The sequence below is a fragment of the Pantoea vagans genome, from assembly GCF_001506165.1.
GTDB lineage: Bacteria > Pseudomonadota > Gammaproteobacteria > Enterobacterales > Enterobacteriaceae > Pantoea > Pantoea vagans_C.
The window spans coordinates 1,412,504-1,439,055 of the sequence record NZ_CP011427.1; the positions used below are offsets into that span (position 1 = coordinate 1,412,504).

General features: G+C 56.7%; 20 protein-coding genes. All 20 read left to right on the forward strand.

What is annotated here, in order from left to right:
- Positions 1 to 7 precede the first annotated feature (7 nt).
- The 20 genes from LK04_RS06525 (at position 8) to LK04_RS06620 (ending at position 26,478) form a co-directional block, all read left to right on the forward strand.
- A complete protein-coding gene (locus tag LK04_RS06525) occupies positions 8 to 1,039 on the forward strand; it encodes an ABC transporter permease (RefSeq protein ID WP_039329049.1) in 1,032 nt (343 codons plus the stop codon).
- Positions 1,040 to 1,716: 677 nt separating this feature from the next.
- Positions 1,717 to 2,634 carry a nitrogen assimilation transcriptional regulator NAC gene (gene nac / locus LK04_RS06530; protein WP_034824624.1) on the forward strand — a complete coding sequence of 306 codons (918 nt, stop codon included), beginning with the start codon at positions 1,717 to 1,719 and terminating at the stop codon, positions 2,632 to 2,634.
- A 772-nt stretch (positions 2,635 to 3,406) separates the two neighbouring features.
- Entirely contained in the window at positions 3,407 to 4,366 is a 960-nt protein-coding gene (gene cbl, locus LK04_RS06535) for an HTH-type transcriptional regulator Cbl (protein WP_039336659.1), read from the forward strand.
- 152 nt (positions 4,367 to 4,518) lie between these two features.
- Positions 4,519 to 5,976 (forward strand): NAD-dependent succinate-semialdehyde dehydrogenase, encoded by a 1,458-nt coding sequence (locus tag LK04_RS06540; RefSeq protein ID WP_039336675.1) that lies wholly within the window; start codon positions 4,519 to 4,521, stop codon positions 5,974 to 5,976.
- A gap of 397 nt (positions 5,977 to 6,373) precedes the next feature.
- Positions 6,374 to 7,843 (forward strand): aldehyde dehydrogenase family protein, encoded by a 1,470-nt coding sequence (locus tag LK04_RS06545; protein ID WP_039336661.1) that lies wholly within the window; start codon positions 6,374 to 6,376, stop codon positions 7,841 to 7,843.
- Positions 7,844 to 7,875: 32 nt separating this feature from the next.
- On the forward strand, positions 7,876 to 8,544 hold the full coding sequence (locus LK04_RS06550; protein ID WP_039336663.1) for a haloacid dehalogenase type II: 669 nt from the start codon (positions 7,876 to 7,878) through the stop codon (positions 8,542 to 8,544).
- 14 nt (positions 8,545 to 8,558) lie between these two features.
- On the forward strand, positions 8,559 to 9,836 hold the full coding sequence (locus LK04_RS06555) for an NAD(P)/FAD-dependent oxidoreductase (RefSeq protein WP_039336665.1): 1,278 nt from the start codon (positions 8,559 to 8,561) through the stop codon (positions 9,834 to 9,836).
- 191 nt (positions 9,837 to 10,027) lie between these two features.
- Positions 10,028 to 11,632 (forward strand): ABC transporter substrate-binding protein, encoded by a 1,605-nt coding sequence (locus tag LK04_RS06560; RefSeq protein WP_039336667.1) that lies wholly within the window; start codon positions 10,028 to 10,030, stop codon positions 11,630 to 11,632.
- Between the two features lie 27 nt (positions 11,633 to 11,659).
- Positions 11,660 to 12,613 carry an ABC transporter permease gene (locus LK04_RS06565; protein ID WP_039336669.1) on the forward strand — a complete coding sequence of 318 codons (954 nt, stop codon included), beginning with the start codon at positions 11,660 to 11,662 and terminating at the stop codon, positions 12,611 to 12,613.
- On the forward strand, positions 12,613 to 13,464 hold the full coding sequence (locus LK04_RS06570) for an ABC transporter permease (protein WP_039336671.1): 852 nt from the start codon (positions 12,613 to 12,615) through the stop codon (positions 13,462 to 13,464). The genes LK04_RS06565 and LK04_RS06570 overlap by 1 nt, the downstream gene beginning before the upstream one ends.
- Entirely contained in the window at positions 13,461 to 15,125 is a 1,665-nt protein-coding gene (locus LK04_RS06575; protein ID WP_039336673.1) for an ABC transporter ATP-binding protein, read from the forward strand. Before LK04_RS06570 ends, LK04_RS06575 begins: the two co-directional genes overlap by 4 nt.
- A gap of 212 nt (positions 15,126 to 15,337) precedes the next feature.
- Positions 15,338 to 16,669 carry an NAD(P)/FAD-dependent oxidoreductase gene (locus LK04_RS06580; RefSeq protein ID WP_059109780.1) on the forward strand — a complete coding sequence of 444 codons (1,332 nt, stop codon included), beginning with the start codon at positions 15,338 to 15,340 and terminating at the stop codon, positions 16,667 to 16,669.
- A 10-nt stretch (positions 16,670 to 16,679) separates the two neighbouring features.
- Positions 16,680 to 17,528 (forward strand): GNAT family N-acetyltransferase, encoded by an 849-nt coding sequence (locus tag LK04_RS06585; RefSeq protein WP_039332198.1) that lies wholly within the window; start codon positions 16,680 to 16,682, stop codon positions 17,526 to 17,528.
- The gene (locus LK04_RS06590) at positions 17,528 to 18,454 is read left to right on the forward strand and encodes a 2-hydroxyacid dehydrogenase (protein ID WP_039332196.1); all 927 of its coding nucleotides are present in this window, start codon (positions 17,528 to 17,530) and stop codon (positions 18,452 to 18,454) included. The genes LK04_RS06585 and LK04_RS06590 overlap by 1 nt, the downstream gene beginning before the upstream one ends.
- Positions 18,455 to 18,461: 7 nt before the next feature.
- Positions 18,462 to 19,595 carry a M20 aminoacylase family protein gene (locus LK04_RS06595; protein WP_197063328.1) on the forward strand — a complete coding sequence of 378 codons (1,134 nt, stop codon included), beginning with the start codon at positions 18,462 to 18,464 and terminating at the stop codon, positions 19,593 to 19,595.
- Positions 19,596 to 19,710: 115 nt separating this feature from the next.
- Entirely contained in the window at positions 19,711 to 21,027 is a 1,317-nt protein-coding gene (gabT, locus tag LK04_RS06600) for a 4-aminobutyrate--2-oxoglutarate transaminase (RefSeq protein WP_039332193.1), read from the forward strand.
- 141 nt (positions 21,028 to 21,168) lie between these two features.
- Positions 21,169 to 21,681 (forward strand): Lrp/AsnC family transcriptional regulator, encoded by a 513-nt coding sequence (locus tag LK04_RS06605; RefSeq protein WP_039332191.1) that lies wholly within the window; start codon positions 21,169 to 21,171, stop codon positions 21,679 to 21,681.
- Positions 21,682 to 21,998: 317 nt separating this feature from the next.
- A complete protein-coding gene (locus LK04_RS06610; RefSeq protein ID WP_039332189.1) occupies positions 21,999 to 22,445 on the forward strand; it encodes a GNAT family N-acetyltransferase in 447 nt (148 codons plus the stop codon).
- 18 nt (positions 22,446 to 22,463) lie between these two features.
- Entirely contained in the window at positions 22,464 to 24,512 is a 2,049-nt protein-coding gene (locus LK04_RS06615; protein ID WP_039332187.1) for a hydantoinase/oxoprolinase family protein, read from the forward strand.
- A 1-nt stretch (position 24,513) separates the two neighbouring features.
- Complete coding sequence (locus LK04_RS06620; RefSeq protein WP_039332183.1) at positions 24,514 to 26,478, forward strand: hydantoinase B/oxoprolinase family protein; 1,965 nt, start codon at positions 24,514 to 24,516, stop codon at positions 26,476 to 26,478.
- Positions 26,479 to 26,552: the final 74 nt, after the last annotated feature.

The following is a 26,552-nucleotide window of genomic DNA, read 5'->3' on the forward strand; positions in this document are numbered from 1 at the left end:
GACATCTATGAGTAACGTAAAAATTACGGCCCCGCAGGCCGCAGAATCGACTTCCTTCTTTGGCAACCTGCGCCATAAGTTGCCGAAAGATACCGGCATCTTTGTGGTGATGTTAGGGATTGCTTTGATTTTCGAAATTGCAGGCTGGTACGTCCGTGACCAATCTTTCCTGCTCAACACCAACCGCCTGGTTCTGATCGTTCTACAGGTGGCCATTATCGGGATTATCGCGGTGGGGGTGACGCAAGTCATCATCACCACCGGTATCGATCTGTCATCCGGTTCGGTCATCGCACTGACCGCGGTGGTCGCGGCCAGTCTGGCGCAAACCTCGGACAGCTTGTCACCGATGTATCCGTCATTAGTTAACCTGCCAGCCGTGATTCCGATTGTGGCCGGTATTGGTGTGGGTTTATTGTGTGGTGTAATGAACGGTTTCCTGATTACGAAAACCGGGATTCCTCCTTTCATTGCCACACTAGGCATGATGGTGTCGGCACGTGGTCTGGCGCAGTATTATACCCAGGGTAACCCGATCAGCTTCCTGTCAGATGGTTTCACCTCCATCGGCCAGGGCGCAATGCCGGTGATTATCTTCCTGGTGGTGGCCTTCCTGTTCCACATTGCCCTGAAACATACGCGCTACGGCAAATATGTCTATGCGATTGGCGGAAACATGACGTCGGCCAAAGTATCCGGTATCAACGTCAACAAATACCTGATCATCGTTTACACCATCGCCGGTGCGCTCTCTGGTTTAGCAGGTGTGGTGCTGGCGGCACGTGTCAGTAGCGGCCAGTCAAGCATGGGTATGGCCTATGAACTGGATGCGATTGCCGCAGCGGTTATCGGCGGTAGCAGCCTGATGGGCGGCGTAGGGCGCATCACTGGTACGCTGATTGGTGCGGTGATCCTGGGTCTGATTAAGAGCGGGTTCACCTTTGTGGGTGTCGATGCCTACGTGCAGGACATCATTAAGGGCATCATTATCGTAGCGGCAGTTTCCATCGATATGCACAGAAACCGCAAGAAACGCTAATACGCTTCATACTTCGCACTTTAGCTGCGTTGGCTACGCTCGTTTACCCTGGTCACATAGTGAACTATGCTCCCAGGGCTAAACGAGCTTGCCGCCTTGTTGCAGCGCGAATGACTTTGCGTATCGGGATACGCTTCATACTTCGCACTTTAGCTGCGTTGGCTACGCCCGTTTACCCTGGTCACATAGTGAACTATGCTCCCAGGGCTAAACGAGCTTGCCGCCTTGCTACAGCGCGAATTATTTTGCGTATCGGTATGTGATGAACACATTGTAAATCTCTTTCGCACGCTTCCCTCTCTCTCACAATAAGTTTTCCCACTGGTTGATCCTGTTCTTTTCCCCGCGTTTGCTTTCGATTTGCCCCTTTCTGCTCATTTTTTGCCACATCTGCACCATACCAGCGCTGTTGGTCATCACTTTTTTGCACATCTGATACGCAGTTTGTGCACCAATAGAGTGCAAGGTGGGTTCTTTTTAAACACCTCGGGTCATGCATTGAGCTTATTAACTCCTTCGAGGTAATCAGAAAGGCTTATTTTCCGGGCCGTTAGGAATAATCTGGATAGCCTTTTTTGCGTGCGGAATAAACCTGGCCTGCATATTGCAACTTCATGAACACAAGCCAGCAGGCTGAGACACCCATATTTGGGCATTCGGGGATTGACGGAGGCAATATGAACTTAAGACGACTGAAGTACTTTGTAAAAATCGTCGATATCGGCAGCCTGACTCAGGCAGCAGAAGTGTTGCACATCGCGCAGCCTGCGCTTAGCCAGCAAGTTGCAACGCTGGAAAATGAACTCGATCAGCAACTGCTGATCCGCACCAAACGCGGCGTCACGCCAACCGAAGCCGGTAAAATTCTTTATGCTCATGCCCGCACAATTTTACGTCAGTGTGAGCAGGCGCAGACCGCAGTGATTAATGCCGGTCAGGCACTGAATGGTCAGGTATCCATTGGCTTGGCACCGGGTACGGCGGCATCGTCTTTGACTATGCCTCTGCTGCAAACCGTGCGTGAGCAATTCCCCGATGTGCTGGTCTATCTGCATGAAAACAGCGGCACTTCATTAAATGAAAAAGTGATGAACGGCCAGCTGGATATGGCGGTGCTGTACGATCGTGCGCCGACGGCAGGCATCAACAGTATTCCTTTGATGAAAGAAGAACTCTATCTGGTGGGCGCGACGGCTTGTCCGGGAGCCACCGTCGATCTGGCTGATGTCGCGCAGATGAATCTGTTTCTGCCACGTGATTACAGCGCCGTGCGTAAACGTGTTGATGAAGCCTTTTCTCTGCGCCGCCTGAGCGCGAAAATTATCGGTGAGATTGAGTCAATCTCTACGCTGACAGCCGCCGTTTCCAGCGGTATGGGCGTGACCGTGCTGCCAGAGTCAGCGGCTCGTGCGCTGGTAAGTTCAACTCATGCGTGGATGGCGCGTATTAACAGCCCGTCACTGAATCTGCCTTTGTCATTGAACATCTCTGCACGTTTACCACTCTCACCATCCGCACAAGCGGTGAAAAATATTCTGCTGTCATTGCTGAATAAGCCGATGACCGAAGAACGCGAGTTGATGTTAGTGGGTTAAGTGTCGAAATACTGGCTGTAAATTGTAGCGGCGCAATTTATTGCGTAATGCATGTCAGTTAAGCGGCAGACGATAACGCCGTCTGAGACCGCACCGGGGCTGGCGGTCCTCGCGCCGCTACGCGGTACCTTCACTTCACTCGTCTGCCTTACGGACCGGTGCCGATGGAACATCCATGTTCCAGCGCCACCTTTCGCCCGCGTCCTGCGGGCTCTCCTGGCATACTCGCTCAGCTCAGCGCTGCGGAATGCCAGCCCCGGAGCGGCCCCAGCCGGCTCATTAGCTTCAATGCGCGTTGTCAAAAAGGGCACATTGTCTGAGGCTATGACGCCTCTGCTGCCCCCTCAGGGCTATCCGCAGCGCTGAGACTTTTACGTTGGGCCAGGAGCCCCACGCGGGGAGGCGTGGGGCAGTTCGCGGCCGACCATGGATGGTCATCCGCGAACGGTCCGTCCGGCACGACGTGGAAGTCGAAGGTACCGCTTTAGCGGCGCGAGGACGGCCCAGAGGGGGCAGTAGTGGCGGCAGAGCCCGCACGGAAAAGAAAGGCCGCTTATCAATAAACAGCCTGAGTACTTAACTGACGAGCATTACGCAATTTATTGCGCGGTAAATTGCGCCGCTGCCGATATGGATTAAGCGCAGGCCTTAGCGAGCCCGTAAACACCTCCCCTTATTACTATTCCGCATAACACACCGTTTTTTATTATTTGTTGCAATCACACCAACTTCATAACATGGACGAAACAGGGCAGGAAACAGGAGAAAGGGTGTGAATTTCCAGCAACTTAAAATTATACGCGAAGCGGCACGTTGCGAATTCAACCTGACAGAAGTGGCGAATACGCTTTTTACCTCGCAATCCGGGGTCAGTCGCCATATTCGCGATCTGGAAGATGAACTCGGTGTCGAGATCTTCATTCGTCGCGGCAAGCGACTGTTAGGGATGACCGAACCGGGCAAGGCGCTGTTAACCATTGCTGAACGCATCCTCGATGAAGCCGGAAAGGTGCGTCGCCTGGCGGATGTGTTTACCAATGAGACCAGCGGCGTGTTAACCATCGCCACCACGCACACCCAGGCGCGCTATAGCTTGCCACGGGTGATCAAAGCGTTTCGTCAGCTCTACCCGAATGTGCGTCTGGAGTTGAATCAGGGTTCGCCGCAGGAGATTGTCACCATGCTGCTGGCCGGTGAAGCGGATATTGGCATTGCCTCCGAGCAACTGGTGAATAACAGCAGCCTTGCGGCCTTCCCATGGTTCAGCTGGCATCACTCATTGCTGGTGCCGCACGACCACGAGTTGCTGCAGCATCAGCCGGTGACGCTGGCCAGCCTGAGCCGCCATCCATTAATCACCTATCGGCAAGGAATTACCGGTCGTTCACGTGTGGATCGCGCTTTCCAGGCGGCTGGCATCAAACCCGATATCGTCCTCAGCGCACAGGACTCGGACGTGGTGAAAACCTACGTTGAGTTAGGGCTGGGTGTCGGTATTCTGGCTGACCAGGCTTGTGACATTTACGACGGTGAAGATTTAGTGAAAATCGATACGCATCACCTGTTCGATGCCAACACCGTGTGGCTCGGTTTGAAGCGCGGTCAGCTGCAGCGCAACTATGTTTGGCAGTTTCTTGAGTTATGTAATGCCAATCTGTCGCTGGAGGAGATCAAACGTCAGGCGCTCTCTTACGAAAGCGAAGCCGAGCCGGCCATCGATTTCCAGATTTAACCTGTCAGGTCGTCATTCGTGGCGACCTGATACAGCATAAAATTTCTTTTCCCGCCGCAAAACACACACCTGCTTTGATTCCATCCCCCAGAAAAACATCCTGCGCTGTCACGTCACGATAAAGTGAAATGAACAGGACACAGGGGATGAACATGTCGCGAATTCAGTTGAAAGATGCAGAGTTATTGCGCCAGCAGGCGTTGTTTGGCGGATGCTGGCAGGATGCGCACGCGGGGGCCACGCTGCCGGTTATCGATCCCGCCACCCAGCAGCAGATTGCCACCATTCCCGCCTTGGGTGCGGCTGAAACCGAGCAGGCGATAGATTATGCTGAGTCGGTGCGCGTCAGTTGGGGTAAAACCCCTAATGCCACCCGTGCGGCGCTGCTGGAAAAATGGCATCAGCTGATTATCGACAACGCCGATGATTTGGCGATCATCATGACCGCCGAACAGGGCAAACCGCTGGCAGAAGCCAAAGGTGAAGTGCTCTACGGGGCCAGCTTTGTGAAGTGGTTTGCCGAAGAAGCGCGTCGTATCTACGGTGACACCATCCCGGCACCGAGTGAAGATCGTCGCATTCTGGTATTAAAGCAGCCAGTGGGTGTCGCAGCGGCGATAACACCGTGGAATTTCCCGATTGCAATGATCACCCGTAAAGTGGCCCCTGCGCTGGCCGCAGGCTGTCCGATCATCGTCAAGCCTTCTGAACTCACTCCTCTCTCTGCACTGGCACTGGCGGTGCTGGCAGAGCGAGCGGGCTTCCCTTCCGGCGTGTTGCAAGTGCTGACCGGGCTACCGACAGAGATCGGCAGTGCACTCACGGCCAGCCGTACGGTGCGCAAAATCTCCTTTACCGGTTCAACCCGTGTAGGTCAGCTGTTGATGCAACAAAGTGCCGATAGCATCAAGCGCCTCAGTCTGGAACTGGGTGGCAATGCGCCACTGATAGTGTTTGATGACGCCGATCTGGATGTCACCATCCCAGGCGTGATGGCGAGTAAGTTCCGCAATGCCGGACAGACCTGTGTCTGCGCCAACCGCATTCTGGTGCAGCGCGGCATCTACGAACGTTTCAGTGAAAAACTGCTGGCAGCGGTTGCTACCCTAAAAGTCGGTGATGGCTTTGAGCCGGGCAGCACCCTGGGTCCGCTGATTAACGATCGTGCCGTCGAGAAGGTTAACAGTCATATTGATGATGCGCTCAGTCAGGGGGCAACCTTGTTGCACGGCGGCATCGGTGCGCCAAACGGCACTTTTGTCGAGCCAACGGTGTTGGGCAATGTCACCAGCACTATGCGTATTGCGCATGAAGAAACCTTTGGTCCGGTGGCACCGTTATTTGTTTTCGATACCGAAGAAGAAGCGATTCGCATGGCGAATGACACGCCTTACGGCTTGGGTGCGTATTTCTTCACCGAGAATATACGGCGTGCCTGGCGCGTGGCGGAGTCTCTGGAATTTGGCATGGTCGGTTTTAATACCGGTGCCATTTCATTAGATGCGGCTCCTTTCGGTGGAATTAAATTATCCGGATTAGGGCGCGAAGGATCGCGCTATGGAATTGAAGAGTATCTGGAGCAGAAAACATTTCATATGGGGAGCCTGTAAATATCGGTCGCCATAAATGACGACCCTACAGTAGGGCGCGCATTAATGCGCACCAAAATAAAAACAGCGCCGATGGCCTCAGGTTAACGGCGCTTTTTGTTTTGTGCGCGCCGTCATACTTTTCCCACCCATCCCCGTTTTAGTGCAAGTTTCATGCGAGCTGCACCGCTGCGATGCACGAATTTTGTGAAGTAAATCATCTGTTTATTCCTTCGGCAATTCCGCAAAATTTCGCTCAACAATACGGCAGAAAATTTTTTTGGCGTGTTTTTTACGCATTTTTATTTTTCACTGGGCTGGCATACTTTCTGCATTAGCTTATTAACGTGACAGATAAATGTGGTGCAAATCGTTAATTGGCGCACATGTGATGGGTGTAACAAATAAGGAATTTTCCATGTTAAGTTTCGACCCTGAAAAAGTTTCTCTTCCTTTAGGCCATTATATTGGTGGCCAGCATGTCACCACACAAGGTGCGCGCTTCGCCGTGAAACGCCCGTCCGATGGCAAAGTCTATGCCGAGCTGAGTGAAGCGCAGGCAGAAGACGTGGATCGCGCCGTGACACTTGCCCATCACACCCTGAAAACCAGCGGCTGGCGCAGTTGCTCACCGCGTGAACGTGGCAGGGTGTTACGTCGCTGGGCAGATCTGATTGAAAACGACCTGCTGCTGGCACAACTGGAAGCGCTGGGTTCGACGCGCCCAATCAGCGATGTCGTGCAGCATGAAATTCCGTTCACGGCGGAAGCTATCCGTTTCTACGCCGAGTGTGCAGATAAATACAGTGGCGACCTGTTCCCGACGCAAGAGAGCAGTCTCGGCATGTTGGTTTCAGAGCCGTATGGCGTGATTGGCGCGATTACGCCATGGAATTTTCCGCTGTCGATGGCGTCCTGGAAATGCGGCCCGGCATTGGCAGCAGGTAATGCGGTGGTGCTGAAGCCATCCGAACTGACGCCATACTCCACGGTGCGTATGGCGGAGTTGGCGGTGCAGGCCGGATTACCCGCCGGCGTACTCAACATTGTGCAAGGTAGCGGGGCGGTAACGGGCAGCGCGCTGGTAACACACCCGCTGGTACGCAAGGTTTCCTTTACCGGATCAACCGTGACAGGCGCACGCATTATGAGCGACGCCGCGCAGCACGGCATGAAGCCTGTGACGCTGGAGCTGGGGGGCAAAAGCCCGCAATTAGTCTTCGATGATGCAGGCGATATTGATGTGCTGGCGCAACGTATTTTACGTGGTTTCACCGCGAACGGCGGTCAGGCATGTGTGGCAGGCACCCGCCTGATTGTACAGCGTGCTATCGCCCAGCCTCTACTGGAACGTTTAGTGTCCCTGTGCCAACAGCCGCGTCCAGGTATGACCTGGCAGGACAGCAGCCGCTACGCGCCATTAATCGATGAACGCCAGGGTAACAAGGTGGCTTCGGTGATTGCCGAAGCCAAAGCGCAGGGCGCGGAAGTGCTGGTGGGTGGCGAGCGCTTTGCGGATACCGACGGCGGTTGGTTCTGGCAGCCTACGCTGTTGTGCGGTGTGGCGGCAGACAACCCGGCGGTACAGCAGGAGATTTTCGGCCCGGTACTCACTGTGCAGGAGTTCGACAGCGAAGAAGAGGGTCTGGCGTTAGCGGCGCATGAAACCTATGGCCTGTGCGCAGGGGTGCATACCCTCAGCCTGCCGCGTGCGATGCGGGCGATGCGGGCCATTGAATCGGGCACCGTATGGATCAACCGCTATGGCCGCTCCGGCGATTTTATTATTCCCACCGGTGGCTTCCTGGGCTCCGGTATTGGCAAGGATCTGGGACGTCAGGCATTTCAGGCCTGCCAGCGCCAGAAGAGTGTATTAATCGATTTCTAAATTCACGTATCAGATAACGACGAGGTCGCGTCATGGCACTGTTTAAACCGAAATTCATCACCTTTGATTGCTACGGCACCCTGATTAATTTTGATATGGCAGGAGCAGCAGAGCGCTGCTTCAAAGATCGCGTGTCAGCGCAGCAGATGCTGGCATTCACCACGGATTTCGCCATCTACCGCCGCGATGAAGTCTTGGGTGCGTGGAAACCTTATTACGACGTGGTCAGCGATGCGCTGCAGCGCACCTGTAAAAAATGGGGCGTGCAGTGGAGCCAGGCTGACAGTGATTTTATCTATACCGATTGCGCCACCTGGGGACCGCATCCTGATGTCCCTGCCGGGCTGGCAAAAGTGGCGAAAGAGTTCCCACTGGTGCTGCTGACCAACTCCATGAACGATTTGATCCCGCATCACGTGCCGCGTCTCGGTGCGCCGATCCACATGACCATCACCGCTGAAGAAGTGGGTGCGTACAAGCCGCAGATGAAAGGCTTCGAATACATGCTGGATAAGCTGAACTGCGGACCAGAGGATATTCTCCACGTTTCCTCCAGCCTGCGTTACGACCTGATGACCTGCTATGACATGGGCATCAAGAACAAGGTGTGGGTCAACCGTGGCCACGATCCGGCCAATCCAGCTTACGAATATACCGAGATCAAAGATATCGGCGGTCTGCCCGCTGTGGTTGGACTCTAAGCCCGGAGGCGGCGATGAAACTCGAATCATTCTGGCAAGACACGGCACCTGCTTTCACCGGTGCCGCCAGTGGCGCACTGCCCGCCGTCGCGGATGTGGTGGTGATTGGCGGTGGCTTTACCGGCGTCTCGACGGCACTCAATCTGGCGCGCAGCGGCATCAACGTGGTGCTACTGGAGCGTGGCGAAGTGATGAGTCAGGCCTCGGCGCGTAACGGTGGCCACTGCAACACCGGCGTGGCGCAGAACTTTGCCTCGCTGGTCGAGAGCCAGGGCATCGAGCAGGCCAGCCGCTTTTATCGTGCGTATGACGATGCGGTGAGCTATGTCGAACAGCTGGTGCGAGAAGAGCAGATTGATTGCGATTTCCGCCTGTGCGGCAAATTGAAGTTGGCCAGCAAAGCGTCGCATTTCCCCGGCCTGCGCAGTGCGTGGCAGCTGATGCGTGACACCGTGGACCCGGAAATCGAGCTGATCAGTCAGGATGAGATTCGTCGTGAAGTGGGCAGTGACAGCTTCCATGGCGGTTTGCTGCAGAAACGCGGCGGCCAGATGCACATGGGCAAGTTTGGTATTGGCCTGGCGAATGCGGCTGCGCAGGCCGGCGTGAAAATCTTCCCGCACCATGCGGTGACAGGCTTAACGCGGCTGGACGGCTACCGACATCGCGTCACCACCGCCAAAGGCGAAATTATTGCCGAAAAAGTGATGATGGCGACTGGCGTCTCCAACGAAGGACCTTTCCCTTGGTTCCAGCGCCGTATAGTGCCGGTCGGCAGCTTTATCGTGGTGACAGAACCGCTGGGTGACGCCTTGATCGAGCAGATATTGCCAAAGGACCGTACTTACGTCACCTCACTGAATATCGGCAACTATTTCCGTACCACTGCCGATCGTCGCCTGGTATTCGGTGGTCGTGCGCGTTTTGCCGTCAGCAATCCAACCTCTGATACCCGCAGCGGTGAAGTGTTGCGTGCCGCGATGACCGCGCTGTTCCCTCAACTGGGCAAAGCGCGCATCGACTACTGCTGGGGCGGCATGGTGGATATGACCGCCGATCGGCTGCCCCATGCCGGTGAGCACGAAGGGGTGTTCTATTCACTCGGTTACAGCGGTCACGGCACGCAGATGTCGGTGTGGATGGGCCGTGTGATGGCGGACTTACTGGCCGAAAAACGTAACGAAAATCCCTGGCAGCGCGACGCATGGCCTGCGCTGCCAGGTTACCACGGGAAACCCTGGTTTTTGCCTCTCGCAGGGCTGTATTACAAGGCTAAGGATCGGCTCTCCTGATCGCTGGTTAAGGCAACACGCGCGATAAATCGCGCCGCTACGGTTGGGTGGTAGGGGCGTGACTTTGTGCGCAGAAAGTTAGCGATATGCATTGAAACCGTAGCGGCGCAATTTATTGCGCAATGCATGGCGTTAGCCGCAGCCAGTGATAATTGATGAATCATACAACTTTTCATATTGAGGGTGTGCAGATGAGTAAATTCGATAAAGAGTCTGACGCTGTGAATCCGGCCCTGACACGCATGCTGACCGAAGGGTCCATGTCGCGTCGTGGCCTGATGAAGTTGTTGTCTGCCGGTGCAGTGATGAGCAGCGGCTTAATCGGTTTTCCGCAGATGAGTTTTGCGGCAGAAACGCCGGTCAAAGGCGGCAAAATGCGTGCCGCCATGTCCAATGCTTCAGCAACGGATACGCTTGACCCGGCCAAAGGCAACAACAGCGGTGATTACACCCGTCAGTTTATGGTTTATAGCGGCTTAACTGAGCTGGACAAAAATCTGGCGGCGCAGCCTGCGTTGGCAGAATCGATTGAATCCAGTGATGGCATCACCTGGCACATCAAACTGCGTAAAGGTGTGACCTTCCACGACGGCAAACCGCTCACGGCCAAAGACGTCATTTACTCATTGAGCCGCCACAAAGATCCGGCTGTCGCCTCCAATGCCTTTAAGCTGGCCGATCAGTTCAAAACTTTCACCGCCGTTAATGACAACGAAATCACGCTGGAACTGAGCAGTGCAAACTTCGACGTGCCTTTCATGCTGGCGAGCGCACCGTTCCTGATCGTGCAGGATGGCACCAAAGACTTCAGTAAAGGCATTGGTACCGGACCATTCAAACTGAAAGAGTTCTCGCCCGGCGTGCGTTCTGTCGGTGTCAAAAACCCGAACTACTACAAGCCTGGCCTGCCTTACTTGGACGAGGTCGAACTGCTGGGCGTGACCGATCAGGCGGCGCGTGTTAACGCCTTGATGTCTGGCGATCTGCATGTGGTTTCGACCCTCAGCGCCGCGGACTGCAAGCGCATCAAAGCCACCAGTGACTTCGCGGTACTGGAGAGCAAATCAGGGATGTATACCAACCTGATTATTCGTACCGACATGAAGCCAGGCAGTAATGAAGATTTCGTGCTGGCGATGAAGTATCTGCAACCGCGCGACATTATCGTGAAAACGGTCCTGCAGGGCTATGGCGATGTCAGTAACGATACGCCAGTCCCGCCGTGGCATCCGCTGTATAACGCCGATTTGAAACCGCGTCCGCTTGATGTCGAAAAAGCCAAATTCCACATCGAAAAAGCCGGTATGAAAGGCGCCACGGTGGAGATTATCACCACGCCAAATATTGAGGGCGCGGTGGAAGGTGGTCAGTTGATTCAGCAAGTTGCGCGTAATTCGGGCCTGAAGATCAACGTGCGCCGCGTGCCGTATGACGGTTACTGGTCAACCCACTGGACCAAAGATCCTGTGGGTTACGGCTCAATCAACCCGCGCCCAACGCTGGACATGTTGTTCTCGCAGTTCTACCTCTCCAGCGCCGCAAACAATGAGTCAGGCTGGAAGAACCCACAGTTTGATCAGCTGGTGGTGGCTGCGCGTGGTGAGCGCGATCAGGGCAAGCGCAAGCAGATGTACGGCGATATGCAGAAGCTGATTTACGACCACTGCGGCACCATTATCCCGACCTTTATCAGTAGCACTGACGGCTACAGCAAGAAAGTCGGCGGTATTGAGGCCTGGCCTAGCGGCATGATGATGGGCTATCGCTTCCATGAGTTCGCCTGGCTGAAAGCCTGATTTTTCACCCGTAAGAGGAGGTCGCCGATGAACCGATACATGTTGTTCCTGATTGCCCGGCGCGTAGGTGCCGGCATCCTGACCTTGCTTATCGTCTCGGCGGTGGTGTTTTTTATCACCAGTCTGCTGCCTGGCGACGCCGCGCAGATGATTCTGGGGCAGAACGCCACGCCGGAAACGGTGGCGGCGTTACGCCAGCAGTTGGGGCTCGACCAGCCGTTGCTGGTGCGTTACTTCAGCTGGTTAGGAGGCATGCTGCACGGCGATTTCGGTACCTCGTTCGCCAGCCATCTCCCGGTCACGCAGTTGGTGGCTCAGCGCATTCCGGCCACGTTCGAGCTGGCGGCGATCACCACGGTGATTTGTGTGCCGCTGGCGTTGGTGATCGGTATTGTCGCTGCGATGAAACGGGGATCGGCGCTGGATCGTTTCCTGGTGATCAGCACCATGGCAACGGTGGCGGTGCCGGAGTTTCTGGTGGCGACGGTGGCGGTGTTGATCTTTGCGGTGAAACTGCATTGGGTGTCAGCGATGTCGTTTGGCAGCCCGGATATGGATCTGGTCAGCTACCTGAAAGCTTATGCGCTGCCGGTGATGACACTGTGTTGCGTGCTGGTGGCGCAGATGGCACGCATGACGCGTTCAGCGATTATCAACCAGCTCGACAGTCCCTATCTCGAAATGGCGCTGCTGAAAGGGGTGTCGCCGTTGCGCGCAGTACTGCGCCATGCGCTGCCAAATGCGGTGGGGCCGATTGCCAACGCGATTTCGCTGAGTCTGTCGTATCTGTTTGGCGGCGTGATCATCATCGAATCGATTTTTAGCTACCCAGGCCTCGCCAGTGCGCTGGTGGATGCGGTCAGTAACCGCGATCTCCCGGTGGTGCAGCTGTGCGTGATGATGTTCGCCGCCTGTTATCTGGTACTGCTGCTGATCGCGGACGTGCTGACCATCGCCTTTAACCCGAAATGGAGGAGCTGATGAATAACTTACTGCTTCCTGTACGTCTCTTTCAGTCGCTCTCGGTGTCGGGTCGTATTGGCTTATTGATCTCACTGTTCTGGGTAGCGATGGCGCTGTTCGGTAACCAGCTGGCACCGCATAACATCGACGATATTGGCGGTGGCCCGATGTTGGGCGGGATGACGACCGATAATCTGCTGGGAACGGATTACCTCGGTCGCGACATCCTGAGCCGTATTCTGTACGGCGCAAAATTCTCGATTGGTCTGGCACTCACTGCCGCGTTGGGTGCCAGCCTGATCGGCACCTTGCTGGCGTTACTGGCGGCGGTAGCGGGGCGCTGGCTGGAGGAGCTGCTGGGCCGCATTAACGATGCGATGCTGGTGCTGCCGGGCAAAGTGCTGTCACTGATGATTGTGGCGGTATTTGGTTCGTCGCTGCCGATGCTGATTCTCACCGCAACCTTTACCTACTGGCCGGGCGCGTTTCGTATCGCCTTTGCCATGGCCAGCAGTCTGCGCAATATGGATTATGTCCGGGCCTCGCGCTTGCGGGGTGAAAGCCGCTGGTACGTCGCGATCCACGACATCCTGCCCAATATGGTGCATCCGATGTTGACCGACTTCGGTCTGCGTTTTGTCTACATCGTACTGCTGTTGAGCGGCTTGAGTTTCCTCGGGCTGGGTGTTCAACCGCCGTACGCCGACTGGGGCACACTGGTGCGTGAAAACCTGCAGGGGCTGTTCAACGGCTCGCCTGCGGTGCTCATGCCTGCGGTGGCGATTGCCAGCCTGACCATTGGTGCCAACCTGTTTATCGACAGCCTACAGCAGATGCGCCCGCTGACGCTGGCGAAGGAGGGAGCATGAACGTGACACCCCATACCGCCATGCCGGTAATTTCAGTAGAAAATCTGCGAGTTACCGCAGAGACCGACAAAGGTGAAGAGATTGATTTGGTCTCTGATATCCGTTTTACCGTGCAAAAAGGCGAAGTGCTGGCGCTGATTGGTGAGTCAGGTTCCGGGAAAACCACCATCGCCATGGCCTTGATGGGCTATGCGCGCCATGGTTGCCGCATTGCTGACGGCAACATTCACATGGCGGGCACCGATGTGCGCAGCTTGTCGCCCGGCCAGCTAAGGGAATTTCGTGGCAACAAGGTGGCTTATATCGCTCAGAGTGCGGCGGCTTCTTTCAACCCCGGCATGCGTATTCTTGACCAGGTGATAGAGCCGGTGGTGATCCACGGCACCATGAAGCGCAAAGCGGCAAAAGAGAAGGCGATAGCGCTGTTTCGTGAACTGGCGTTACCCAATCCAGACACCATTGGCGATCGCTTCCCGCATCAGGTTTCAGGTGGGCAGTTACAACGCCTGATGACCGCGATGGCGCTGATTGGCGATCCTGATGTGGTGATCCTCGACGAACCGACCACCGCACTGGATGTCACCACACAAGTTGAAGTGCTGAAAGCGTTTCGCCGCGTGGTGGCGCAGCGTGGCGTGACGGCGATTTATGTCAGTCACGATTTGGCCGTGGTGGCGCAGATGGCCGACCGTATTCTGGTGCTGCTGCGCGGAAAAATGGCCGAATACGGCACCACCGAAACCTTGATTGGTGCACCGCAGGCAGAATACACCCAGCTGTTGATGGATGCGGCACGTCAGAAAGAGCGTGAAAGTAGCTGGACCTGTGCCGAAGCGGATGTGCTGCCGCTGATGGAAGTGCGCGATCTCAGCGCGGGTTATGGCCCGCGTGACAAAGAGGGTAAGCCGAAAACGCTGATTCTCGAAGACATCAACCTGAAGCTGTGGAAAGGGCAGGCGATTGGCATTATCGGCGAATCGGGTTCGGGTAAAACCACGCTGGCACATGCGATTGCCGGACTGAATGCGCCGAGTCACGGTCACATTCTGTTTAATGGTCACTATATCAATGGCGACATGCACAAGCGTCCGGATAACGAGCTGCGGCGTATTCAGTATGTGTTCCAGATGGCCGATACCGCGTTGAACCCGGCGCACAGCGTTGAGCGTATCCTTTCACGCCCGCTGGCGCTGTTCCACGGCTTGAAAGGGGCCGATCTGCAGCGCCGCCTGCATCAACTGCTGGATCTGGTCAAACTGCCGCGTACCGTTTTGTGGCGACGCCCGTGGGCGCTGTCAGGGGGGCAGAAGCAGCGTGTCAATCTGGCACGCGCGTTGGCGGCAGAGCCTGACTTAATTCTGTGTGATGAAGTGACCTCAGCGCTGGATACCGTGGTGGCAGCAGCGGTGCTGGATCTGATCAGTGAACTGCGCCGCGAATTGGGACTGTCGGTGCTGTTTATCAGCCACGATATGCACGCGGTACGCGCCGTATGTGACGATATCGTGGTGATGAAATCGGGCCGTATTGTCACGCAAATCGCCCGCGCGGATTACGACAAGCCCACCAGTGAGCTCTATTTCGAACGTTTGAAACGGGCGGTGCCAGAGTTGCGTCAAGGCTGGCTGGATGAGCATGAAGAAGTGCTGAAGGCGGAGTAGGTGCGCCAGCACCGGCATCTGCTTAACCCGTGCGCAAAATGCGCACCCTACGATCTTATGTCGGGTCGCCATGAATGTGCACCCGAAATACCGTAGGGTCGCCATAAATGGGCACCATTAATACTGTAGGGTCGCCATGAATGTGCACCCCTAATACCGTAGGGTCGCCATTTATGGCGACCGTCTCTAAAAGATAATGAGGTCGTTACCCTATGCCTGCACCGATTCGTTATGTACAGGACAGTGCAAATTTCCCGGAATCCGCCGATGTGGTGGTGATCGGTGCCGGTATTGCCGGTTCAGCCGCCACCTGGGAGCTGGCGAAACAGGGACTCAAGGTGGTGTTGATCGAAAAAGGCTTAGTCGGTGCAGAACAGTCGAGCCGCAACTGGGGCTGGTGCCGACAGCAAAACCGTGATGAGCGCGAACTCCCGCTGATCATCTATGCCCTGCAGCGCTGGGGTGAGCTGGCTGCCGAAACCGGTGAGGAGCTGGGTTTTCGTCGCAGTGGGCTGGTGTACGCCACGCGTGTTGAATCAGATATTGCCGCCTGGGATAAGTGGAACCAGATGGCGAAAAACTACGGCGTAAAAAGCGACATTCTTACCGCCGCGCAGGCCAAAGCCATGACGCCGGGCAGCACTACCGCGTGGCTCGGTGGCGTTTCATCGCCCACCGATGGCCACGCTGAGCCGCGTCTGGCCGCTCCGGGATTGGTCATCGGCGCACAGCGTCTCGGTGCCTTGGTGTTTCAGCAGTGTGCAGTACGTGGGCTGGATATTGCGGCGGGTGCGGTCAGCGGCGTCTGGACTGAGCGCGGCCTGATTAAAACCACGCGCGTGATTTGCGCAGCAGGGGCATGGACCTCGATGTTCTGCCGTCGCCATGGTATCGACCTGCCGCTCGGTAACGTAATCGGTACGGCGTTTCGCACGCAGCCGATCGACCAAGCGATCGGTATGCCGCTCTATACCCCCGGTTTTGCCTGTCGTCCGCAGATGGATGGCAGTTACACGGTGGCGGTTTCCGGACGAGGTCGTCTGGAGCCGGGTGCCCAGGGTATTCGCTACGCGCGTCAGTTCTATCCCACCTTTAAGAGTCGGCGTAAGAACCTTAAAGTGAACCTCGGCTTCAAACCCTTTTTCACCGGACCAGAAGCGTTGGGAGGATGGGCATTCGACCGTGAATCGCCGTTTGAGCGCATGCGCATTCTCGATCCTGCAGCGGATGCCAGCATCGTGCAGGAAGGGTTAGCCGCGATGCGTAAAGAGTATCCGGCTCTCGCCAACCTTAAACTGGCGCAGGCGTGGGGCGGCATGATTGACAGCACTCCAGACGCTATCCCCGTGATCTCCACGGTGGCCAAATTACCGGGGCTGGTGCTGTCCGCTGGCTACAGTGCGCATGGCTTTGGTATCGGACCTGGGGCAGGTCGGTTGGCGGCCGATCTCGCGACCCACAACACACCGGTGGTCGATCCGACCCCGTATCGTTATTCCCGCCTGGTGGACGGCAGCGGCCTTGATGCGCCAGGCATGATGTAAGGAGCAGAACATGAGCATCAGATTACGTGCCATGACGCAGGACGATATTGAACATGGCTATGCCATCACACAGCAATTGAAGTGGCCGCATCGCCGCGAAGACTGGCAGCAGGCGCTGGCATTAGGTGAAGGCGTGGTTGCCGAAGAACAGGGTAAATTTGTCGGTAGTGCCTTTGGCTGGCGCTGGGGCGATAGCGCCGCCACCATTGGTCTGGTGGTGGTGAACCCTGACTGCCAGGGGCGCGGTATCGGTAAGCAACTGATGCTGGCAGTGATGGAGAAATTCCCGGATTGCTGCATTCGCCTGCACGCGACTGAAATGGGTCAGGGACTGTATGAAAAGCTCGGTTTTGTGGTTACCGGTGCTATTCAGCAGCACCAGACGCGCGAACTGGCGGCTGAGCCGGCCGTCAACCTGCCGACCGGCCTCACGCTGCGCAACGTGCAAGTGGGGGATGCGGAAGGGCTGACTGAACTGGACCATCAGGCACACGGGATGTGGCGAGCGCGGTTGATCAATACCTTGATCGCCGAGCACCAGACGGTGTTACTGCAGGATGCGCAACAGCGGATACATGGCTTTGCCAGCCTGCGCCGTTTTGGTCATGGCTGGGCGATTGGTCCGGTGATTGCACTGAATGTGGACGTCGCACAGGCGCTGGTGTCCGCCCTGATGCAGGGCTTACGCGGCGAGTTTGTTCGGATCGATACCGACAGTGCGTTGCCGCTGGCGAGCTGGCTGGAAAGTATTGGGTTGGTCAAAGTGGATGCACCTACCACCATGTATCGGGGAATGCCGTGGTCACCGCAGGCCGGTGAGATGCAGGCGTTTGGGTTGATGACCCAGGCGATGGCCTGATGCATATCGTCTATAAATCCGAAGCGACACGCGGCGCACACTGGCAGCGTTGGCTGGCCAAATATGCACCGGATGTGCAGATGCATATCTGGCCGGATGTGGGTGACGCAGAGCAGGTTGAACTGCTGGTTGCCTGGCAGCCGCCCGAAGATGTGATGGCAACCTTCCCGAATCTGAAAGCACTGCTGTCCGTAGGTGCGGGCGCAGATCAGTTCGATCTCAGCCAGCTTCCCGCTGAGTTACCGGTGGTGCGCATGATCGAACCGGGACTGACGCAAGGCATGGTGGAGTACGTCACCTTTGCTGTGCTGGGGCTGCATCGTGATATGCCGCGCTATTTCCAGCAGCAGCGTGCTGCGCAGTGGCAAACCCATCCGATTCGTACCGCAAATCAACGGCGGGTAGGGGTGATGGGCTTAGGGGAACTCGGCCAGGCATCCTTACAGCAGTTGGTTTCTTTAGGCTTTGACTGCGCCGGCTGGAGCCGCACGCCGCGTGACATCGCGGGGGTTCGCTGCTGGCATGGTGCAAATCAATTGGGCGAGTTTCTCGCCCACAGCGATATTCTGGTGTGCCTGCTGCCGCTCACGGAGTCCACGCGCGGTTTACTCAATGCTGAACTGTTTGCGCAGTTACCCAAAGGGGCGGCACTGGTGCAGGTGGGGCGTGGCCCGCAACTGGTTGATGACCATCTCCTCACGGCGCTGGACAGCGGGCAGCTGAGTGCGGCGGTGATCGATGTCACCGACCCCGAACCTTTACCGCCGGAACACCCATTCTGGCAGCATCCTGCCATCTGGCTGACACCGCACATTGCCAGCCAGACGCAAATCGATAGTGCAGTGGCGGCACTGCTGGATAATCTGCGCCGCTATCAACGCGGCGAACCGATGGTCGGCCTTATCGATCGCAAACGGGGATATTAAGATGCAGCTGGAACAGTTAGTCGCTCTGCGACGGGATTTGCACGCCCATCCCGAGCTGGGATATCAGGAAACACGCACCAGCAACCTCGTAGCGCAATGGCTCGAGGAGCACGGCATTGAGGTGCAGCGCGGTCTGGGCAAAACCGGTGTAGTCGGTGTGCTCAAGCGCGGTACGAGTTCGCGCATGATCGGTCTGCGTGCCGATATGGATGCACTGCCGATGCAGGATAACGGCACCCAAGCCTGGAAAAGTGTGCATGCCAATGTCTGCCACGCCTGTGGCCATGACGGTCATACCGTGATGTTGCTGGGTGCGGCGATCCAGCTGGCACAGCAGGGGGATTTTGACGGCACGCTGGTGTTTATTTTCCAGCCCGCCGAAGAGGGTTTAGCGGGCGCGAAGGCGATGATCGACGATGGCCTGTTCCAGCAGTTTCCCTGTGATGCGGTGTTTGCCCTGCACAACTGGCCAGAATTGCCGCTGGGCGAGATACAGACGCGACCAGGTGCGATCATGGCGGCGGCCGACCGTTTCGATATCACCGTTAAAGGGGGTGGCGGACATGCCGCGCAGCCGCACCTGACGCGCGACACCCTGCTGGCCACCAGTGAACTGGTGGTGCAACTCAACACACTGGTGGCACGCGCACTAGATCCTTGCGAACCGGGCCTGTTGACCGTCACGCGCATGCAGGGCGGTTTCTCACACAACATGATTCCCGCGGAAGCCAGCATCACCGGCACGGTCAGAACCTTTAGCCCTGCCGCGCAGGACATCATTGAAACGCGCCTGCGTGAGATGGCGCAGCATGTCACGGCGGCACACGGCTTACAGGCGGAGGTGAGCTATCTGCGCTATTACCCGGCCACCGTGAATAACAGTGATGTGGCACAGCTGGCTCTGGAGGCACTGGACGCAGCCGGTATGCCCGCACAGCAGGCAAAACAACCGGCTCTCACTTCGGAAGATTTTGCCTTTATGTTGCAGGCCAGGCCCGGTGCTTACCTGTGGTTAGGGTCGGCACCCAGCCAGCCTTTGCACCACTCCTCTTACGACTTTAACGATGCAGTAATCCCGCACGGTATTCAGGCACTGACGGCGATTGCCCGCCATGCGCTGCGTGCAGAATTTCCCGGCTGATTGACAGAAGATTTTGACAGGAAATGCCGCTGCAGTAGTGATTACAGCAGCGTGAGAAACCAACGGGTTGCGATACTTGAGCCAACCGAACGTTATGTGGATGAGGGTTTTGAGAATGCAGAATGTCATGGCGGAGCAGCAAACGTATACCGATAACGGCTTGTTACTGGATGCACGTGAGCAGAATGTGCCACGTGGTGTGGTCACCGCGCATCCGTTGGTGATTGAGCGGGCGAAAGGCAGCGAAGTGTGGGATGTCGAGGGCAATCGCTATCTCGATTTTGTCGGCGGTATTGGTGTGCTCAACGTAGGGCATAACCATCCGGCAGTGGTTAATGCGGTGACGAAACAGCTCGGTCTGGTGTCGCACGCCTGTTTCCAGGTGGTGGCTTACCCAGGTTACATTGAGCTGGCGCAGCGCTTGAATGCATTAGTGGGCAACGGTGAAGCTTATAAAAGCGTGTTCTTTACCAGCGGTGCGGAAGCGGTAGAAAATGCCGTGAAGATCGCCCGCGCACACACCAACCGCAGCGGTGTGATAGCGTTTGACGGCGCATTTCACGGTCGTACGCTGCTGGGCTGCACCCTGACGGGCATGAGCCAGCCTTACAAACAGAACTTCGGACCTTTCGCGTCAGAAGTCTACCGCTTGCCCTATCCGAATGCTTTCCATGGTGTCAGTGATGATGACTGCCTGAAGGCACTGGATCAGCTGTTTGCGGTACAGATCATGCCGGAACGCGTGGCCGCCATTATTATCGAGCCGGTGCAGGGTGACGGCGGATTCCTGCCTGCGGGCGCTAACTTTATGCAGGCGCTGCGTCGTATCACGGAAAAACACGGCATCGTGTTGATTCTTGATGAGGTGCAAACTGGATTTGGACGCACCGGCACCATGTTTGCCTTCCAGCAGCTTGGCATCACGCCGGATCTGGTGACGGTGGCGAAAAGTCTCGGGGGTGGTTTGCCGATTTCAGGTGTGGTGGGTAAGGCCGCGATCATGGATGCGCCGTTACCGGGAGGCCTTGGCGGCACTTACGGCGGAAACGCGCTGGGTTGTGCGGCGGCACTGGCGGTGCTGGATCTGCTGGAGCACGACAATCTGCTGGCCCGCAGTCATCAGCTGGGTGAACAACTCAATGCGCGTCTGCAGCAGTTGGCGGAAAAATATGCCTGCATTGGTGAAGTGCGCGGCGTGGGCTTTATGCAGGCGGTGGAGATCATCGACTTCGAAACCAAACGCCCTGATGCGGCGATGACGCAAAAAATCCTCGATTGCGCCTGCCAGGAGGGACTGCTGCTGATTAAGTGCGGACTGCATCGCAACGTCGTACGCTTCCTTGCACCACTGGTAACCACAGATTCACAACTGGAAGAAGCGCTGCATATTTTTGATATTGCATTGGCGCGTGCCAGCGGTCGTCTCGGATAAATCCCGCTTCCTCATTGATATCTCTGGAATTATTTACTGGACCAAAATAAAACGTGGTGCGCGCAGACGCTAGCGCCGCCACGTCAAAGCGTGTTATACCATCGTAACAACCTGCGCGATTGGTCAACAATGAGGGGTGCTATGAACGGCTTAATGAAACTCGACCGCATCGACATCAATATTCTGGTGCAACTACAAAAAGATGGCCGTATCAGCAACGTCAATCTCGCCGACGCCGTAGGTCTTTCGCCCAGCCCCTGCTTGCAACGGGTGAAACGCCTTGAGCAGGCGGGTTTTATCACCGGCTATGAAGCCCACATCAATCTGACCAAAATCACCGATTCCGTAACAGTTTTCACCGAAGTGACGCTTTCGGGCCATCGCCGCGAAGACTTTATGAAATTCGAAAATGCCGTGCGCGATGTGGATGAGCTGATGGAGTGCCATTTAATTACCGGCGGTTATGACTATTTGCTGCGTTTTATTACCCGCAGTATTGAGCATTACCAGGAAGTGATTGAAAAGATGCTGGACGCGCAAATCGGCATCGATAAGTACTTCAGTTATATTGTGATTAAGTCACCGATTATGAAAAGCAGCGTGCCGTTGCGCTCGTTGATTTCCAAGCATAATCCAGTTGATTTTGGTGTGTAATCTGCCCTCATCCTGACCTTCTCCCGCCAGCGGGAGAAGGGACCGCGTGTGCCCCTTACAGCTTTGGGCTCTGACCTTATCAATTGCGCCGATCTGCTCCCCATTGGGCTCTGGTCCTAACATTCGCACCGATCGGCTCCCTCGCCCGTTTACGGGAGAGGGCTGGGGTGAGGGAAATCGCGCGCACCGAATCCCACAGCATAAAATTTCTTCCCTGCCGTAAATTCCCTTTATCTTTACTGTTCAGGCCATGGCTTCAATCACGCCGTGTTCCTGTGCCCCCGTACACTTAATTTATCCCTTTACAAGGAGTTGCCATGACCGCATTAACCCTTGCCGATCACAGCTGGCAGCGCGATGACTTCACTGTCTCCACCGAACGTCAGCGTCTGGACATGGACTACATCCACCAACAGCTGGTGGAAAAGTCGTACTGGGCCAAAGACCAGCCACGAGCCAAAACCGAACGCGCTTTTGCCGGCTCACTGCCGTTTGGTGTCTATCACCAACAACAGCAAATTGGCTTCGCGCGCCTGGTGACGGATTACACCCGCTTCGGCTGGCTGTGCGATGTGATGATTGACGAAAACTGGCGAGGTCATGGATTGGGAAGCTGGCTGGCGACCTGCGTGCGTGCGCACCCGGAACTCGCCACCGTACACCGCTGGATGCTCTCCACTAATGATGCCCATCAGCTGTATCAACGTCTTGGCTGGCGTGTGGTGCAGGACCCACAAAAACTGATGGAATTTCCTCTCTCCTGATAACGGAGCTTTCTCACCATGGGTTACCGCGTTGGCGTTGATATTGGCGGATCGTTTACCGATTTCGCCGTGCTGGATGAACAGACCAATCAGATTCATACCTTAAAAGTGCTGTCGCGTCCGGATCAGCCGGGCAGTGAAATTCTGACCGGACTGGCACAGTTGCAGCAGCGAGACGGGATTGAACCGCAGCACATTGATTACTTCACCCACGGCACCACCGTGGGTATCAACGCGGTGATCCAGCGTCGCGGTGTGCGGCTGGCGCTGTTCGCCACCGACGGTTTCTGCGACGTGCTGGAGCTGGCGCGCCTGAAGATCCCGCATATCCATGATCTCTTCTCACGCCGTCCCGCGCCATTGATTTCCCGCGATCGGGTGTTTGCGATTAAAGAGCGCACCGACCGCCACGGCAATGTCATGCAGCAGGTGGATCGCAATAGCGTGTTGGCGGCAATTGAAAAAGCTCGCGCGTCAGGTTGTCAGGGGATTGTGGTGTCGTTGCTGCACAGCTACCGCAACCGGCACAACGAAGCGGCGGTGAAAGCCATTATCGATGAGGTGGCACCCGAACTGCTCACCTCCTGTTCGGCCGATATCTGGCCGATTATTCGCGAATACGAGCGCACTATTACCGCCACCATCAACGCCTATGTGCAACCGATGGTAATTCACTACCTGGAATCATTTGAACGCGCACTGCACACCATGGGCGTGCAGCCAGCCCCGCGCATCACCAAATCCAACGGTGGCGTGATGGGGGTTGAGCAGGCCAAAAGCGAGTGCGTACAGATGGTGCTCTCCGGCACGGCATCGGGAGTGATCGGGGCCAGCTTCCTCGCCAGCGCATGCGGTTTCGACAAGATCCTCAGCCTTGATATCGGTGGGACCAGTGCCGATGTGGCGGTGATCATTGATGGGCAAGTGGCTCAGGGCAACGGGGAAATCATCGGTGATTTTCCAATTTATATTCCGTCAGTGGCCGTAACCTCGGTTGGGCAGGGTGGCGGATCGCTGGCGTGGATCGATAAGCAAGGCGTGCTGCAGATGGGGCCAGATAGCGCCGGATCGCTGCCGGGTCCGGTGTGTTTCCAACGCGGTGGCACGCAACCCACCGCCACCGATGCCTTTGCGGCTTGCGGCATGATCGGCCACGGCGATCTCGGTTACAACGCGGTGAAAGTGGATGTCGCCGCCGCACGTGCCGCATGGCAACCGCTGGCGGACCAACTGGGCATCACGGTGGAAGAGACGGCGGAAACCGCCATCGAACTGGCGATCTCCAGTATGTACGGTGACACCAGCGGGCTGTTGTCACGTTTTGGGCTAGACCCACGTGAGTTCTGGTTCCTCGCCTTTGGCGGTGCAGGGCCGATGATGGGCTGCTTCCTCGCGCGTGAACTGAACATGAAAGGGGTGATTGTGCCACCGACGCCGGGCGTGCTGTCAGCCTTGGGTGGGCTGGTGGCTGATATCCGCAATGACTTTATCCGCACGCTGTACAGCGATCTGGACAACGTACTGGCAGATCGTCTGGCTACCGAAGCGGAGGCACTGAGCCAACGTGCACGTGACTGGCTGACCGAACAGCACGGTGCCCAAATGCACTTTACGCTGCAGTACAGCGCCGACATGCGCTATCGCGGCCAGTCGTTTGAAATTGAAGTGGCACTGGAACCGCAATGGCTGGCTCAGGCCGATAAGGTTGCACTGCATCAGGCGTTTGATCGCCAGCATCATCAGCTGTTTGGCCATTTTGATGCCAAAGCGCCTGTTCAGATCATCAACCTGCGTTTAGTGATTGCCTCGCCCACGCCGAAACCTGAGTTGATTAGGTTACCCGCAGCGGAAGCCCCGGTTGAGGTGGTGAAATACGTTCCGGCCTGGATTGATGGCGCGTCGCATCAGGTGGCTGTTATCGCCCGTAGCACGCTGCGTGCCGGGCATCAGCTGACGGGTCCGGTGATTATTGCGCAAGACGACTGCACTACCTGCGTACCACCACAGATGCAGGTGGACGTGGATACCTTTGGCAACCTGCTGATCACCCCAGTGGAGGCGAACTGATATGGCTATTGATGGACGTAATCTGCAAATCCTGGCGAACTACTGTGCCGCCGCCGCGGATGCCATGGCCTTCACGCTAATGCGCACGGCACACTCCACCTTCGTGAAAGAAACTGAAGATTTTTCCTGTCAAATCGTCAGCCGTGACGGTCTGGCTTTTGCGTCTCCGCGCAGCTTTGGCGCGCCCTGGTACAGTGGCATCGATTACGGCCCGGTGCTGGCGTTGATCGACAGTTATGACGAGGGCGATATCTGCATCACCAATGATTCCTACGCGGGCAACGTGGCGACTCACACGCCTGATATTCACATCTGGAAACCGGTGTTCCATCAGGGGGAGATTGTCTGTTTTGTGGTGGGGCATATCCATAACACTGACGTGGGCGGTGCCGTACCGGCTTCCCTGTCGCGCTCCTTGACCGACATCGCGCAGGAAGGGATTCGCATTCCGCCGCTGAAGATGGTGCGCAACGGCGAAATGAATGACGAAGTGGCGCGCATTATGCGGCTCAACGTGCGCGCGCCGGATCAAAACTGGGGCGATTTCAAAGCGCAGATTGCTTCGGTGAACGTCGGCGAGCGCAAGATCCATGACATCATCGCGCGTTTTGGCATTGAGGATTTCCGCCAGGGGATTGCAGGTATTTTGGATTATGCGGAAGCGCAGGCGCGCAGCATCATCGCCACCATTCCCGACGGGGAATACTTCTATGCGGACTTTGCCGATGAAGATGGCGAGGGTGGCTTCCCCTGTCGCGTGGCGATCACCCTACGCATCACCGGTGACACGCTGGAGCTGGATTACACCGGCAGCGATCCCCAGCTGACATCATCACTGAATATGCCAACCGGTGGACGCGAGCGCCATCCTCTGGCGCTGGTGGGGGTGACTTACGTGCTTTCAACGCTGGATCGCCAGTTACTGCTTAATGCGGGTACGTTACGGCCGACGCGCGCCATTCTGCCGCCGGGGACGGTGATGAACTGCGAGGCACCTGCTGCAGTGGGGATGCGCTCGCTGACCTGCGCGTTATCGCAGATTGCAACCATTGGGGTGTTCTCGCAGGCGCTGCCGGATCGCCTTCCGGCTAACTCTCCGGGCGGTAACTCAATCATGAACATTCGCACCAGCGACAGTTTGAATCGCAGCGTGGTGGCATCGCTCGGCCCGGTGGGTGGTGGAGCGGGCGGCACGCCGCGTCACGATGGTCCAGACGGATCTGGCGGACTGTCCGCTTTCCTGAAAAACACGCCGATTGAGATCAATGAGGCAGAAGTGCCGATTCATTTTCATCGCTATGGTCTGGCGGCAGACAGCGCCGGTGCGGGGCGTTATCGCGGCGGTCTGGCGACAGAGATGGCGTTCGAAGTGTTCGCACCGAATACCACGGTCACGGCGCGTAACCGCAATCGATCGGTGTTTGCTTCGGCCGGGGTGCTGGGCGGCGAGTCGGGCGCACTGTCGCACTTCCGCACGTTGCGGAACGGGCAAGCCATCGAACACGGTAATACCGATGTGATCCGCTGCCAGCCGGGCGATATCGTCGAGGTGCGCGGGCCTGGTGCAGGGGGCTACGGGTTGCCAGCAGAGCGTGACGCTGTGGCGGTGCTGCAAGATGTGCGCTGTGGATTTGTCTCTGCGCAGGTTGCACGAGACAGTTACGGGGTAGCGATGGCGGCGGGCGAAATTGATCAGGTAACCACTGCACGCTTGCGCGCCGAGATGCGGGTGAATGTTTCTCAGCACTTCGACCACGGTCCGGCACGGACGGCCTTTGAACAGGTTTGGACCCTGGCGCGCTATCAGTTGCTCACGGCGTTTCTGGCATCAGCGCCAATAACCTGGCGGCATTTCCTGAAACAGCAGGTGTTTGAAGCCGTTGCGTTGGATGCCGGGCGGCCGATGCCCGAGATTTTTAGTGAACTGCAGCAGCGCTATCCCGCCATGATGCCCGCTTCGCACTAAGCGCTAATCTCAGCGGCGCGGCTTTGCCATAGTTATTGACCTTGCCCGATGACGGTTCATCGGGCGCCTTTAAG

Bases quoted from the DNA above. Each gene is read 5' to 3' on its own strand.
- LK04_RS06525 (WP_039329049.1), top strand. From the start codon at position 8: ATGAGTAACGTAAAAATTACGGCCCCGCAGGCCGCAGAATCGACTTCC.
- nac (WP_034824624.1), top strand. From the start codon at position 1,717: ATGAACTTAAGACGACTGAAGTACTTTGTAAAAATCGTCGATATCGGC.
- LK04_RS06540 (WP_039336675.1), top strand. From the start codon at position 4,519: ATGTCGCGAATTCAGTTGAAAGATGCAGAGTTATTGCGCCAGCAGGCG.
- LK04_RS06545 (WP_039336661.1), top strand. From the start codon at position 6,374: ATGTTAAGTTTCGACCCTGAAAAAGTTTCTCTTCCTTTAGGCCATTAT.
- LK04_RS06550 (WP_039336663.1), top strand. From the start codon at position 7,876: ATGGCACTGTTTAAACCGAAATTCATCACCTTTGATTGCTACGGCACC.
- LK04_RS06555 (WP_039336665.1), top strand. From the start codon at position 8,559: ATGAAACTCGAATCATTCTGGCAAGACACGGCACCTGCTTTCACCGGT.
- LK04_RS06560 (WP_039336667.1), top strand. From the start codon at position 10,028: ATGAGTAAATTCGATAAAGAGTCTGACGCTGTGAATCCGGCCCTGACA.
- LK04_RS06565 (WP_039336669.1), top strand. From the start codon at position 11,660: ATGAACCGATACATGTTGTTCCTGATTGCCCGGCGCGTAGGTGCCGGC.
- LK04_RS06570 (WP_039336671.1), top strand. From the start codon at position 12,613: ATGAATAACTTACTGCTTCCTGTACGTCTCTTTCAGTCGCTCTCGGTG.
- LK04_RS06575 (WP_039336673.1), top strand. From the start codon at position 13,461: ATGAACGTGACACCCCATACCGCCATGCCGGTAATTTCAGTAGAAAAT.
- LK04_RS06580 (WP_059109780.1), top strand. From the start codon at position 15,338: ATGCCTGCACCGATTCGTTATGTACAGGACAGTGCAAATTTCCCGGAA.
- LK04_RS06585 (WP_039332198.1), top strand. From the start codon at position 16,680: ATGAGCATCAGATTACGTGCCATGACGCAGGACGATATTGAACATGGC.
- LK04_RS06590 (WP_039332196.1), top strand. From the start codon at position 17,528: ATGCATATCGTCTATAAATCCGAAGCGACACGCGGCGCACACTGGCAG.
- gabT (WP_039332193.1), top strand. From the start codon at position 19,711: ATGCAGAATGTCATGGCGGAGCAGCAAACGTATACCGATAACGGCTTG.
- LK04_RS06605 (WP_039332191.1), top strand. From the start codon at position 21,169: ATGAACGGCTTAATGAAACTCGACCGCATCGACATCAATATTCTGGTG.
- LK04_RS06610 (WP_039332189.1), top strand. From the start codon at position 21,999: ATGACCGCATTAACCCTTGCCGATCACAGCTGGCAGCGCGATGACTTC.
- LK04_RS06615 (WP_039332187.1), top strand. From the start codon at position 22,464: ATGGGTTACCGCGTTGGCGTTGATATTGGCGGATCGTTTACCGATTTC.
- LK04_RS06620 (WP_039332183.1), top strand. From the start codon at position 24,514: ATGGCTATTGATGGACGTAATCTGCAAATCCTGGCGAACTACTGTGCC.